This window comes from Streptomyces sp. SudanB25_2051 (assembly GCF_964272635.1).
GTDB lineage: Bacteria > Actinomycetota > Actinomycetes > Streptomycetales > Streptomycetaceae > Streptomyces.
The window spans coordinates 1,945,311-1,958,606 of record NZ_OZ186787.1; the positions used below are offsets into that span (position 1 = coordinate 1,945,311).

The following is a 13,296-nucleotide window of genomic DNA, read 5'->3' on the forward strand; positions in this document are numbered from 1 at the left end:
CTCTTCGTTCACTGCGTTCACGGCACCATTCTTCAACCCCCTCCCGAACGGCGAACCTCCAGGTCGGTCTACTTCCCCTCTCCTCCTCCGGTCCTCCTCCCGATGCCCGAGGCGCGGCGCCGGCCGGGCCCGTAGCGTGCGGCCATGATCATCGATGAGCCGGTCCGCGACCGGGAACAGCGCAAGCGGGATGCCCTGCGACGGCTGGAGAACGACGAGGACGTGTGGGTGGCGACCGCCTCCGCCGCCGGCGAACCCCTCCTCGTACCGCTGTCGTTCGTCTGGGACGACGGCACCCTCCTGATGTCGACGCGGCGGGCCACTCCCACCGCCCGCAATCTCACCCCGCGCGGCCGCGTCCGGCTGAGCCTCGGCCACACCCGCGATGTGGTGCTGGTGGACGGCGTCGCCGAGGCGATCGAGGGCCGCGACCTGCCGGGCGCGTCGGCCGACGCGTTCGCCGCCAAGCTGGGATGGGACCCGCGTGACCGCGAACAGTGGATCTACCTGCGGGTGACGCCCCGGACGGTGAAGGCGTGGCGCGAGGTGGAGGAACTGCCCGACCGGCTCCTCATGCGCGACGGGACCTGGCTGGTCTGAACCGCCACGGAACGCCGGGGCCCCTCACCGCCCCGCCCTACGACGGGCGCCCCTACGGCGGGCCCCGGGTGACCGCCCGCAGATCCGCGCCGGAGCCGGTCACGGCGATGGCGCCGTCCCGGTCGGTGCGCAGCACCGCCGCGCCCGCCTCCCGCAGCGCGTCGAGCGTACGGGGTGACGGATGGCCGTACGGGTTGTCACGCCCCGCCGACACGAGCGCGAGCCGTGGCCGTGCCCTGCCGAGCAGCTCGGGGTCCTGGTGCGCCGAGCCGTGATGGGCGACCTTCATCACGTCCACCCTCGGCAGCGCCGGGTGCGCCCTGGAGAGCCCCCGCTGCGACGGCGGTTCGAGATCACCGAGGAGTAGCAGGGTCACCCCGCTCCGGGTGTGGACCAGGAGGGAGACGCTCGCGTCGTTGGCGCCCTCGGGGACGAAGCCGGCACCGGGCGCCGGCCACAGCACCTGCCAGTCGAGCGGCCCGGTACGGCGCCGCTCCCCCGGCGCCGCGTGGACGACCGGGACACGGGCGGCGGCGGCCGTGCGGTGCACGAACGCGGCCTGCCCCGGCGGATCGAGGAGCCCGGTCGTCTGGATCACGCCCACCGACCGGCCGCGCAGCACACCCGGCAGCCCGGCGACATGGTCGGCGTGGAAGTGGGTGAGCAGCACCAGCGGCACCCGGCGGACGCCCAGGTCCCGCAGGCACCGGTCCACCGGCTCCGGGTCGGGGCCCGCGTCGACCACGACGGCCGTGCCGTCCCCGGCGGCGAGCGCGGTCGCGTCGCCCTGGCCCACATCGCACAGGGCGAACACCCACCCGGGCGGCGGCCAGCCGGTGACCACCCGCACCAGCGGCACCGGCCGTACGACGGCGACCAGCAGTGCCCCGGCGCACACGGCGGCCAGCCACCGTCGGTACGGAAGCCGCCACACGGCCAGCAGCAGCACCCCGGTCGCGGCGGCCAGCGCCAGCCCGCCCCACCATCCGCCCGGCCACTCCACCTGGGCCCCGGGCAGCGACGCCCCGGCCCTCGCGACGGAAGCCACCCATCCGGCGGGCCACGCGGCGCACTCCGCGAGCACCCGCGCGACGGGCATGGCCCACGGCGCCGCCGCCAGCGCGGCGAAGCCCAGTACCGTCGCGGGCGCCACCGCCAGCTCGGCGAAGAGGTTGCACGGGATCGCCACCAGGCTCACCCGCGCCGCGAACACCGCCACCACCGGCGCGCACACCGCCTGCGCCGCCGCCGCGGCCGCCAGGGCCTCGGCCATCCTCGGCGGGCACCGGCGCGCCCGGAGTGCGGCGCTCCAGGGCGGGGCGATCGTCAGGAGCGCGCCGGTCGCCAGGACGGAGAGCAGGAAGCCGTAACTGCGGGCCAGCCACGGTTCGTACAGCACCAGCAGCAGCACGGCCCCGGCCAGTGCCGGGATCAGCGACCGGCGGCGCCCGGTCGCGATCGCCAGGAGGGTGATCAGCCCGCACGCGGCGGCCCGCAGCACGCTCGGCTCCGGCCGGCACACCACGACGAACGCCAGCGTCAGTCCTCCGCCCAGCAGCGCCGTCGTCCGCAGCGAGACACCGAGCTTGGGTGCCAGCCCGTCGCGTTCCGCGCTGGACGCCCTGCCCGCCGGACCGATCAGCAGGAGCAGCACGATGGTGAGGTTGCTGCCCGAGACGGCCAGCAGATGCGTCAGGTCCGTCGCCTCGAAGGCGTTCTGCAGGTCCTCCGGGATGCGGGACGTGTCGCCGACGACGAGGCCGGGCAGCAACGATCTTGCGTCCGGGGGTAGTGCGTCGGTGGCCTCCCGCAGGCCGGCGCGCAGATGCCCGGCCGTACGCTGCAGGCGGCTCGGCGGTCCGGTGATCCGCGGCGGCCCCGTGTCGGCGTACAGCACGGCGGCGAACGGGTCTCCGCGGTCCCGTGGCGGTGAGAGCCGCCCGGTCAGCTGCAGTCGGGTGGACGGCAGGAGCCGCAGCCAGGCGTCGCCGTACCGGCCGGTCTTCCCCGGCCGTGCCATCACCAGCACCGGCGTGCGCACCCGCGAGGTTGTCCCGTCGGGGGCCGTCACCCGTGCCACCTCGGCGTTCAGGACGACGGACGCCGGCATGGACCGGTTGCCCCGCACTTTCGGGACGACGCGCCGCGGGTCGGAGCGGACGATCACCTCGGCGGTGACCGTCGCGTGCTCTCCCGCCAGCGCGGGCACCGGCCCGCGCCGCAGGTCCGCCCCGTGGAGTCCGGCCGAGGTCGCGCCGGCGGCGGTGCAGAGCAGTACGGCGGCGCACGCGGTGGCGTTCCCCCGCCACGGTCCGCGGGGGCCGGGCCGTGAGCGGTGCCGGCGTCCGGCCGCGAGGAGGGCGGCCGCCCCGATCGCGCAGAGGACCGTGCCGGTCAGCGTCCACCAACCCGGCAGGCCCAGGGCGACCGCCGCCGCAGCCCACGCCGCCAGCGCGGGGGCCACCAGCCGCAGATCCGCCGGCCCTTCCCGCCGCCCGCGGGCGGCGTCGGGCGGACTGCCGGGCGACCCGTCGGCCATGGCTGGCGCCCCGTCGGCCACGCCTGGCGTGCCCCTGGCTCCGTCCGGCGTCCCCCTGGCTCCGTCCAACGCCCCGTCGGCTCCGACCAGCAGCCCGTCGACCAGGACCGGGGGCGCCTCGGACTCGCCTGGTACCCCGTCGGCCTCGGCCGGCATCCCGCCGGCTCCGGCTGGCGAATCGGGGAGCCCGCCGTGCCCGGTCGACCGCGCCCTGTCGCTCGCGCTGCCGCGCATCCGCGACTCCCGCGGTCTGTTCGTCGTCGAGTCGCCGGCCGCCGCGCCCGGAGCGGACGGGACTGTGTGACGCGGCGTCACAGCCGTACGCGGGGACGGAGGTCGGCGAAGCGGCGGGCGCCGATGCCGCGCACTTCCCGCAGTTCCTCGACCGATCGGAAACCGCCGTGCCGGGTGCGGTGCTCGACGATGTGGCGGGCAAGGACCGGTCCCACACCGGGCAGCGTGTCCAACTGCTCGACGGTGGCGGTGTTCAGACTGACCGGTCCCTCCGCCTGCCCGCTGCCGGCGGACCCCTGCGGGGCCGCCACGGGCAGGGCGCCGGGCGGTGCGGCGGCGGCCGGGACGCCGACCAGGACGTGTTCGCCGTCCACGAGGACGCGGGCCCGGTTGAGCCCGGACGTGTCCGTGCCGGGCGGGACTCCGCCCGCCGCCTGGAGGGCGTCCACCACTCTGGCGCCCATGGGGAGTCGCAGCACCCCCGGACGCCGCACCTTGCCGCTCACGTCGACCACGACGACGGACGGCGCCGTGCCCGCGGCCGATGGTGCACCCGGCGGCCCCGGCGGGGCTGCGGCAGCGGGGGCGGCGGCCTGCGGGACGGCGGCCGGCTGTGGCGGTTCCGCGGGGGCGGTCACCGTGGTCGCGGCCCGCCCGACCACTTCCGGGGCGTGCACGGTCTCGGGGCGGCCGGCCCAGAAGTAGCGCCCGGCGACCACCGCGCCCACGACGAGGACCACCGCCAGCGCTCCGAGTGTCCGGCGTTCGAGCCCGCACCGCACCTGCACCCATACGGGTAACCGGTCGCGCAAGGCGGACTTCCACCGCTCACGGGCCCGCAGGCCCGGCTCGGCCGGCGAGGTCACGCGCCCCGGCGCGCAAGCCTCCGGAGGCGCCGGTGGCACGAGAGGCACGTGCGGCGGCGGGTCGGTGCCCGCCAGAAGCGCGTCCGCCCTGCTCCTGAGCACGGACGCGGGTGGCACCGCGCCCGGGGCCGCGCGGTCGCCCGCGCGGTGCCGGCCTCGGCCCCTTCCCGCCGCGCGGCCACGGGAGCGGCTGTCCGAGCCCCGCGCCCGGCCCGGTCCACTGGTCGCGGCGGGCCGCCGCGTCCCGAGGGGCGGGTGGGAGGCCAGGGACGACGCAGGTGGCGCGCCGGGGGTGAAGGCCGCGCCCGCTGCGGTGGAAGCACGGGATGCGTCGGCCCTGTCGGGCCCGCCGGATGCGCCGGGTGCGTCCTGTACATGTGGCGTGCCGGCCGGGCGGAACTCGCGGGATGCGTCGGAGACGCGCGGCTCGCGGGGCGAGTCCAGCGCGGCACCGGTCACGGAGTGTGTTCGTGTCGTCATGGAGTCGACGGTAGACACATCCGTGCGATTCCGGTGAGCCCCGCCGACTTCCGTGGATGACCGGGCAGTTGTGGAAAACTCAGTCACCCGGAAGGGTGAAACGGCCGGTGTCAGCGCTGCGAGACGACCACTCCGAGAAGCCCCGGCCCCGTGTGCGCGCCGATCACCGCGCCGACCTCGCTGACGTGCAGGTCGGCCAATCCCGGGACCCGGTCGCGCAGGTGCCCGGCGAGTGTCTCCGCCCGTTCGGCGGCGGCGAGATGGTGCACGGCGATGTCGACAGGCGCCCGGCCCGCACGCTCGACGGCGATCTCCTCAAGCCTGGCGATGGCCTTGGACGCGGTGCGCACCTTCTCCCTCGGTTCGATGCGCCCACCGCTCAGCTCCAGCAGGGGCTTCACCGCGAGGGCCGAGCCGAGGAGGGCGCGGGCCGCCCCGATGCGCCCGCCCCGCCGGAGGTAGTCGAGCGTGTCGACGTAGAAGTACGCGGAGGTGCCGGAGGCGCGCTTCTCGGCGGTCGCCACGACTTCGTCCAGTCCGCAGCCGGCCTGCGCGGCCTCGGCCGCCGCGACCGCGCAGAAGCCCAGCGCCATGGCGATCATGCCGGTGTCCACGACCCGCACCGGTACGGGCGCCTCACGGGCCGCCAGCAGCGCGGCCTCGTACGTGCCGGACAGCTCGGCCGACAGATGCAGCGAGACGATCCCGGTGGCCCCGCCTTCCGCGATCTCCCGGTAGCGCGCGGCGAACATCTCGGGGCTGGGGCGCGAGGTGGTGACGGAGCGGCGCTTCTGCAGGGCCTGGGCGAGGGAACGGGCCGAGATCTCCGTGCCCTCCTCCAGGGCCCGGTCGCCCAGCACCACCGTCAGCGGTACCGCGCTGATACCGTGCCGCTCCATCGTCTGCGGCGGCAGATAGGCCGTGGAATCAGTGACGATCGCGACATGGCGGGACATGACCGGGAGGTTACCCGCAGGCGGCCCCCGAGGGCAGCCCGGGCCCCTTCACCCCAGGTCAGCGCCACCACGACGGTGCGGGCGCGCCGGAGACCAGCAGCCGCACGACGCCTGGCCGACCCTGGCCCACAACCCGGCACCCCAGCCGTCGGCTCCCTCCACCCCGGCCTGGCGACTCCCGCCGAACCGGCCCGTCGACTCCCACCGGCACGGCGGCCGGCAACTCCCGCCCCACCAGGCCGGCGGCTCCCGCCCGCACCCGGTCGGCGGCTCCCCGCGCACCCGGCCGGACTGCGCTCCACACGCCCCGGCCGGGCCGCCAGTCCCCTGGCGTCGCGCTCAGTCCGTCAGTTGGTGGTCTCCGGCCGCGCCGTCTTCTGCCACGGGTAGGCCGTGCCCAGCCGCGGGTCCCGCGCGGTGATGGCGGGGCGGGCGCCGTCGGCGGGCCGCTGGGCGTCCTGCGCGGCGTCCGCGTCCGCGCCGGCCTCGGCGTCGGTGGGCCAGACCTGCGTGGGCGCCTGCCCGGCGGACGACTCCGGCCAGGACACCTGCGTACGGTCGTGGGACGACGCCGCGGACTCGGCGGCGGGGCGTCCCTGCGCGGGCGAGGCGGGCGGCGCCGACGCCTCGCGGGCGCCCCGGTCGGCGGGCTCGGGGCTGTCGGGCTCCGACCAGTGGCGCAGGGCCCCGGCCTCCACGTCGATCTGCGCGCTGAGCACGTCGAGGTCGTCCTGCGCGAACCGCTGCGCCCGGTCCCTGGCCGCCCAGCGCAGCGAGTCGGCGGAGTCCGTGATCCGCCGTGTGCGCTCCCGCAGGTCGTCCAGCCGGCCGGCGACCGTGGCCTTGTCGGGGTCCCGCTCCAGGCGCTTGAGCTCCTCGTCCAGCTCGTGCCCGTGGGCGCTGAGCCGCCGGAACAGCTCCAGCGACTCCTGCAGCGAGGCGTCCTCCGGGGCGCCGGCCTCCAGGGCCTCCTGGGTGGCCCGCATGGAGGTGCGCAGGGTCAGCCGCAGCTGAGCCAGCTCACCGGCGACGCCTCCCTGGCCGTAGCTCTTGGCGCGGAGCGTGGTGTCCTCGACGGTGCGCCGGGCCTGGGTGAGGGTGCGGTCGACGCCGCGCTTGGCTGCCTTGACCGCTTTGACGCCGACGTACACGCCGAGCGTGAGGAAGGCGACGAGTAGCAGCGCCAGGATCACGATCGCGGCTGTCATGGAGTCCCCTCGTCGTGGTGTGTTCTCTCCACGGTAAACGCCCGGGGGCAGGTTGCGGGTTCCGGGGAACCCCCAACCTGCCCCCAGGGGACGAATCAGGGACGGCGTCATGGGCCGCCGCCCCCCGGCCGGTCAGGCCGGGACGATGTTCACCAGCTTCGGCGCGCGGGCGATGACCTTGCGGATGCCGGCGCCGCCCAGGGCCGCGACGACCGCCGGGTCGGCCAGGGCCAGCGCCTCCAGCTCCGCGTCCGTGATGGACGGGGAGACCTCCAGGCGGGCCTTGACCTTGCCCTTGATCTGCACGACGCACGTCACGGTCTCGTCCACGACGTACGCCGGGTCGGCGACCGGGAAGTCCTGGTGGACGACCGACTCGGTGTGGCCCAGCTTGTGCCACAGCTCCTCGGCGATGTGCGGGGCCAGCGGGGCGACCAGCAGCACCAGCCGCTCGGCGACCGACCGGGACACCGCGCCACCGGACTTGGTCAGGTGGTTGTTCAGCTCGGTGATCTTGGCGATGGCCGTGTTGAAGCGCATCGCGGCCATGTCCTGGGAGACACCGTCGATGGCCTTGTGCAGGGCGCGCAGCGTGTCCTCGTCCGGCTCGGCGTCGACGACGGTGACCTCGCCGGTCGACTCGTCGACGATGTTGCGCCACAGCCGCTGCAACAGCCGGTACTGGCCGACGACCGCGCGGGTGTCCCAGGGGCGGGACACGTCCAGGGGGCCCATCGCCATCTCGTACAGGCGCAGCGTGTCGGCGCCGTACTCGGCGCAGATCTCGTCCGGGGTGACGGCGTTCTTCAGGGACTTGCCCATCTTGCCCAGGACGCGGCTGACCTTCTCGCCCTGGTACCAGAAGGCACCGTCGCGCTCCTCGACCTCGGCGGCCGGGACGGCGATGCCGCGCGCGTCGCGGTACACGTACGCCTGGATCATGCCCTGGTTGAACAGCCGGTGGAACGGCTCGGCGGACGAGACGTGGCCCAGGTCGTACAGGACCTTCGACCAGAAGCGGGCGTACAGCAGGTGCAGCACGGCGTGTTCGGCGCCGCCCACGTACAGGTCGACGCCGCCGTGCGGCATGCCCTCGCGCGGGCCCATCCAGTACTGCTCGATGTCCGGGGCGACCAGGCGCTCGCTGTTGTGCGGGTCCAGGTAGCGCAGCTCGTACCAGCAGGAACCGGCCCAGTTGGGCATGGTGTTGGTCTCGCGGCGGTACCGCTTGGGGCCGTCGCCCAGGTCCAGGGTGACGTTGACCCAGTCCTCGTTGCGCGACAGCGGCGTCTCGGGCTGCGTGTCGGCGTCGTCCGGGTCGAAGGTGCGCGGCGCGTAGTCGTCGACCTCGGGCAGCTCCAGCGGCAGCATCGACTCGGGCAGCGGGTGGGCGACGCCGTCCTCGTCGTAGACGATCGGGAAGGGCTCGCCCCAGTACCGCTGGCGGCTGAACAGCCAGTCGCGCAGGCGGAAGTTGACGGTGCCCTCGCCGATGCCGCGGGACTCCAGCCAGCGGGTGATCTCCGCCTTGGCCTCCGCGACGCCCAGGCCGTCCAGGGACACGTCGTCGTTGCTGGACGCGATGATCCTGGCGTCGTACGAGTCGAAGGCGTCGTCCCAGGTGGCCGGGTCGGTGCCGCGGTCGTCGCTCGGCTCGACGACGCAGCGCATCGGCAGGTCGAAGGCGCGGGCGAAGGCGAAGTCGCGGCTGTCGTGCGCCGGGACGGCCATGATGGCGCCGGTGCCGTAGCCCATCAGCACGTAGTCGGCGATGAAGACGGGGACGCGCTCGCCGCTGACCGGGTTGACGGCGTGGGCGCCGGTGAAGACGCCGGTCTTCTCCTTGGCGTCGGCCTGCCGCTCGACGTCGGACTTGGAGGCGGCCTGCTTGCGGTAGGCGTCGACGGCCAGCGCCGGGGTGGCGTGCCCGCCCGTCCACAGCGCGGGCGTGCCGGCCGGCCAGGCGTCCGGGACGATCGTGTCGACCAGGTCGTGCTCGGGGGCCAGGACCATGTAGGTGGCGCCGAACAGCGTGTCCGGGCGCGTGGTGAAGACGGTGATCGCGTCGTCGCCGACGGGGAAGTCGACGCGGGCGCCCTCGGAGCGGCCGATCCAGTTGCGCTGCTGCAGCTTGATGGCCTCGGGCCAGTCCAGCGCGTCCAGGTCCTCCAGCAGGCGGTCGGCGTAGGCGGTGATGCGCATGTTCCACTGGCGCAGCTTCGCCTTGAAGACCGGGTAGTTGCCGCGCTCGGAACGGCCGTCGGCGGTGACCTCCTCGTTGGCCAGGACGGTGCCCAGGCCGGGGCACCAGTTGACCGGCGCGTCGGAGGCGTACGCCAGGCGGTACCCGCTCAGCACGTCCGCCCGCTCGACGGCGCTCAGTTCGCTCCACGCGCGCGTGGTGCCCGGTACGGCGCGCTCACCGCTCTCGAACTGGGCGACCAGGTCGGCGATCGGGCGGGCCTTCGCGGCGTCCTCGTCGTACCAGGCGTTGAAGATCTGCAGGAAGATCCACTGGGTCCACTTGTAGTAGTCCGGGTCGATCGTGGCGAACGACCGGCGCTTGTCGTGGCCCAGGCCCAGCCGCCGCAGCTGGGACTTCATGTTCTCCATGTTCGCCTCGGTGGACACGCGCGGGTGCGTGCCGGTCTGCACGGCGTACTGCTCGGCGGGCAGGCCGAAGGCGTCGAAGCCCAGCGTGTGCAGGACGTTGTGGCCCGTCATGCGCTGGTAGCGGGCGTACACGTCGGTGGCGATGTACCCCAGCGGGTGGCCGACGTGCAGTCCGGCACCGGACGGGTAGGGGAACATGTCCATGATGAACTTCTTGGGCCGGGCCGCCAGCTCCGGGTCGCCCGCCAGGTCGCCGCTCGGGTTCGGCGCCGCGTACGTGCCCTCGGCGTCCCAGAAGTCCTGCCAGCGTGCCTCGATGTCGGCCGCCATGGCCGCCGTATAACGATGCGGGGCCGCCGTCTCGGCAGCCGAATTCGTCTCCGTCATGATCCTCTGAAGCTCCATCGATCGTCTCTGCGTCGCTGCCGCCACCGCGCCCCGATTCCGTCAGCACGGCGAAATGAAAAAACCCCTCGCACAGGAGGGGACGCCGCGCCGATTCCGAGCGGATTTCTCATCCGCCGGCACTGATCAGCGCGGCTCGCTAAGCAGAAGGCGTACGGCACGCATGGCGTCAGGGTACAGCAGCGCCCCCGTGGGGCGCATCGCGCGTCCCGCCCTTCGGACACGGGCTGTCGCGTAACCGTCGCGCTACGCGCGCGTACCCGGTTACTCGGCGTATCGCCGCGTTCCTGGGCAACCCCCGGGTCAGTTGCCGGCCAGTCGTCTCAGTAAACGCTCAAACGCCGTACTCACCGGTATGAGCGGCCATAGCATGCGCCAACGGGACCTCATCCGCACCATTCGGAGTCGCCCATGACCCCTCATCGCAAGATCCGTTCTTCCCCCGCCGAGAAGGCGGGCCTGAGCCGTTCGGTACAGGGCGGCTTGTACGTGGCCGCCCTGGTGATCCTCCCCCTTCTGGCCATTGGCGGAAGCGACGGTTTCCGCGAGTTCCTCGATTTCGGAACCGGTGTTCTGTCCCTGGTCTCGCTGACGGCGTCCGTCGCCTGGGCGCTGGTCGCGACGGACCGCCTCCTGCTGACGCCGCGCCAGCGGCTGCTCGCCCAGGCCGTCCACCGGGGGACGGCCGTCGCGTCGCTCGGCTTCCTGCTGTTGCACGGCACGGTCAAGGTCTCCCTGGGCCACGTCGAACTCATCGGCGCCCTCATACCGTTCGGGCTCGGCGTGTCCGGCACGGCCGGCCTCATCGGCTTCGGTTCGCTCGCCGGCCTGCTGATGGTCGTCGTCGCGTCGACCGGCGCGCTGCGCAGCACCCTGGCGGGCCGCGGGTCGATCGCCGCCCGCTGGCGCCCGCTGCACATGCTCGCGTACCCGGCATGGTGCGCGGCGCTCATCCACGGCCTGTACGCGGGCCGCCCGGCCGCCTCCTGGGTGGTGGTGCTGTACGGACTGTCGCTGGCGGCGGTCGCCGCCGCCGTGTCCGTACGGCTGCTGCCGACGCAGCTGCAGCGGGACCTCGCCGAGCGTGTGGCGAACCTGCTCGGGCCGATGGCGGACGGCGCCGTCGCCGGAGCGGGCGCCGCCTCGCTGGGCGGCCCCCGCAGGGGCCCCGGGCGCGGCCGCCGGAACATCGCGTCGGCGCCGCTGCCGGGCTCGTACGCCCCCGCCGAGGCGCCCCGCCCGCACCCGTACGACCAGGAGACCCGCTGGGAGGCGCCGCGCCGCAGCGCACCGGGGACCTCCCCGCGGGTGCCGCCTCCCGGGGACCGTCCCGGGCGGACCGGCGCGGGTACCGGGCTGTCCGCCGGGTACCGCGCCATGTCGCTGGGCCGCGAGGCCGGCAGCGGTGGCGGTACGGCGGCCGGCGCGGACCGGCGGGTGCCGTTCGCCGAGCGGGTGCCCATGACGGAGGAGCTGCCGGTCGTCACCGACGAGACGGCGGTCCGCTCCGGCTACTGGCCCACCCCGTCGCCGCCGCCTCCCGCCCCCTCGCCCGCACCGAGCGCCTACGCCCCGCCTCCGGGGGCCCCGGAACCGCCGTCCGCGTACGAGAACACCCAGCCGCCGACCTCGTACGACACGGCGCCGCCGTCGCCGCCTTCCGGTACCGCGCCGCCCCCCTCCCCCGCCTACGACCCCGCTCCGCCGTCCGCCCCGTACGCCCCGTACGGCGCCGGCGCCGAACCGACGCCCGGCCCGGCCCGTCCGCCCGCCGGCGAGCCGTGGACCGCACCCGCAGGAGACCGCCCGTGAACGCCCCTCTGCCCGACGTCCCCGAGGTCCGTGTCGTCGGCCTCCCCCAGCTCACCCAGGGCTTCGACCTGACCGAGCGGCTGGACCTCGGCATGCATCTGAAGGTCCACGGACCGCTGGAACCTATGGGCGGGGAGCGGCTGGCCAGGCTCGCCGAGGAGATAGCCCTGCGCGGCCGGGGCGGCGCGGGCTTCCCCTTCGCCCGGAAGCTGCGCGCCGTCGCCGAGGCGGCGATACGCCGCGGGGTGCGGCCCGTCGTCGTGGTCAACGGCAGCGAGGGCGAGCCCGCCTGCCGCAAGGACACGGTCCTGCTGAACCGCGCCCCGCACCTCATCCTGGACGGCGCCCTGCTGGCGGCGGAGGCGCTGGGCGCCCGCACGCTGGTCGTGGCCGTGACCCGCAACTCGACGGAGATATCCATCCGCGCGGCGCTCGCCGAGCGCGGCCTGTCGGACCGGCGCGGACAGCAGCTGCGGGCACGGGTGGTCCGCACACCGGAGCGCATGGTGTCGGGCGAGGCGTCGTCGGTGATCCGCGCCATCGGCGGCGGCCCCGCGCTGCCGCCGGGCCGCCGCGAGCGCGCGTCGGAGACGGGGGTGGGCGGTGCCCCGACCCTGCTGTCGAACGCGGAGACGTTCGCGCAGCTCGCCGTGGCCGCCCGGATCGGCTCCGCCCGCTACGCCAACGCGGGGCTGGAGGGCGAGCCGGGAACGGTGCTGCTGACGCTGTCCGGCGCCGTGGCGAGGCCGATGGTGGTGGAGGTGCCGACGGGCGTCCCGCTGCGGTACGTGCTGCAGCTGGCAGGCGCGCCGCCGGTGCCGCAGGGGGTGCTGACGGGCGGCTACCACGGCAACTGGATCGACTCGGCCGCCGTCCACAACGCCGTCGTCTCACGCGCTTCCATGGCCGCTGTGGGCGGCTCCCTCGGCGCGGGGGCGATCCTCCCGATCGGCCCGGAGACCTGCCCGCTCGGCGAGGCGCAGCGGGTGGCGAACTGGCTGGCCGCGGAGACCGCCGGGCAGTGCGGCCCGTGCCGGCTGGGACTGCCCGCGGCGGCGGGCGGCCTGTCGGACGTGCTGGGCGGCGGAGGCCCGGCGGCTCTGGAGGCGCTGCGCGAGGTCGTGCAGGCCGTGAAGGGCCGCGGCGCGTGCAAGCACCCGGACGGCTCGGCCCGCTTCTTCTCGTCGACGCTGTCGGCCTTCACGGACGACCTCGCGGCGCATGTGCTGGACGGGGGGTGCGGCCGCCCGACGACGGGTGTGCTGCCGCTGCCGGCGCCCGGTTACGAGAACGCCGAGGAGTCGATCCCGAGCGGTGAGCGGCTGGCCGTGGACTGGACGCTGTGCCAGGGGCACGGCCTGTGCGCGGACATCGTGCCGGAGCTGATCCGCATGGGCGCGGACGGCTTCCCGGTGCTCGCCGAGGCGTCCGTGCCGACGCATCTGCGGGGCGCCGCGCAGCGGGCCGTACGCCGCTGTCCCGCGCTGGCGCTGCGCCTGGAGCAGGCGGGGGCACCGAAGGAGCGTCCGGCGCTGCCGTCGTCCAACCGCAAGGCGCTGGGCAGCGGCCGGGGTTGAGCCCGG

8 protein-coding genes are annotated in these 13,296 nt (G+C 75.0%); 3 read left to right on the forward strand and 5 right to left on the reverse strand.

Annotated features, from left to right (window positions below; genetic code table 11):
* Positions 1-144 precede the first annotated feature (144 nt).
* Positions 145-600: a pyridoxamine 5'-phosphate oxidase family protein gene (locus tag ACSUPT_RS08640; RefSeq protein ID WP_399217139.1), complete on the forward strand. Its 456-nt coding sequence runs from the start codon at positions 145-147 to the stop codon at positions 598-600.
* Between the two features lie 52 nt (positions 601-652).
* Here the strand turns inward: ACSUPT_RS08640 and ACSUPT_RS08645 are convergent, their stop codons facing one another.
* The 5 genes from ACSUPT_RS08645 to leuS form a co-directional block, all read right to left on the reverse strand.
* Positions 653-3,139, reverse strand: a complete 2,487-nt coding sequence (locus ACSUPT_RS08645) for a ComEC/Rec2 family competence protein (protein WP_436943964.1) — start codon at positions 3,137-3,139, stop codon at positions 653-655.
* Positions 3,140-3,450: 311 nt separating this feature from the next.
* On the reverse strand, positions 3,451-4,185 hold the full coding sequence (locus tag ACSUPT_RS08650; protein WP_399217137.1) for a helix-hairpin-helix domain-containing protein: 735 nt from the start codon (positions 4,183-4,185) through the stop codon (positions 3,451-3,453).
* A gap of 644 nt (positions 4,186-4,829) precedes the next feature.
* Complete coding sequence (locus tag ACSUPT_RS08655) at positions 4,830-5,675, reverse strand: DegV family protein (RefSeq protein ID WP_361659140.1); 846 nt, start codon at positions 5,673-5,675, stop codon at positions 4,830-4,832.
* Between the two features lie 347 nt (positions 5,676-6,022).
* Positions 6,023-6,883: a hypothetical protein gene (locus ACSUPT_RS08660; protein WP_436943966.1), complete on the reverse strand. Its 861-nt coding sequence runs from the start codon at positions 6,881-6,883 to the stop codon at positions 6,023-6,025.
* Positions 6,884-7,015: 132 nt separating this feature from the next.
* Entirely contained in the window at positions 7,016-9,883 is a 2,868-nt protein-coding gene (leuS, locus tag ACSUPT_RS08665) for a leucine--tRNA ligase (RefSeq protein ID WP_351967483.1), read from the reverse strand.
* A gap of 429 nt (positions 9,884-10,312) precedes the next feature.
* Here leuS and ACSUPT_RS08670 point away from each other — a divergent pair, with 429 nt between their 5' ends.
* Both ACSUPT_RS08670 and ACSUPT_RS08675 read left to right on the forward strand, forming a co-directional pair.
* A complete protein-coding gene (locus ACSUPT_RS08670) occupies positions 10,313-11,713 on the forward strand; it encodes a hypothetical protein (RefSeq protein ID WP_436943967.1) in 1,401 nt (466 codons plus the stop codon).
* Complete coding sequence (locus tag ACSUPT_RS08675) at positions 11,710-13,290, forward strand: NADH-ubiquinone oxidoreductase-F iron-sulfur binding region domain-containing protein (RefSeq protein WP_351967481.1); 1,581 nt, start codon at positions 11,710-11,712, stop codon at positions 13,288-13,290. The genes ACSUPT_RS08670 and ACSUPT_RS08675 overlap by 4 nt, the downstream gene beginning before the upstream one ends.
* Positions 13,291-13,296 lie beyond the last annotated feature (6 nt).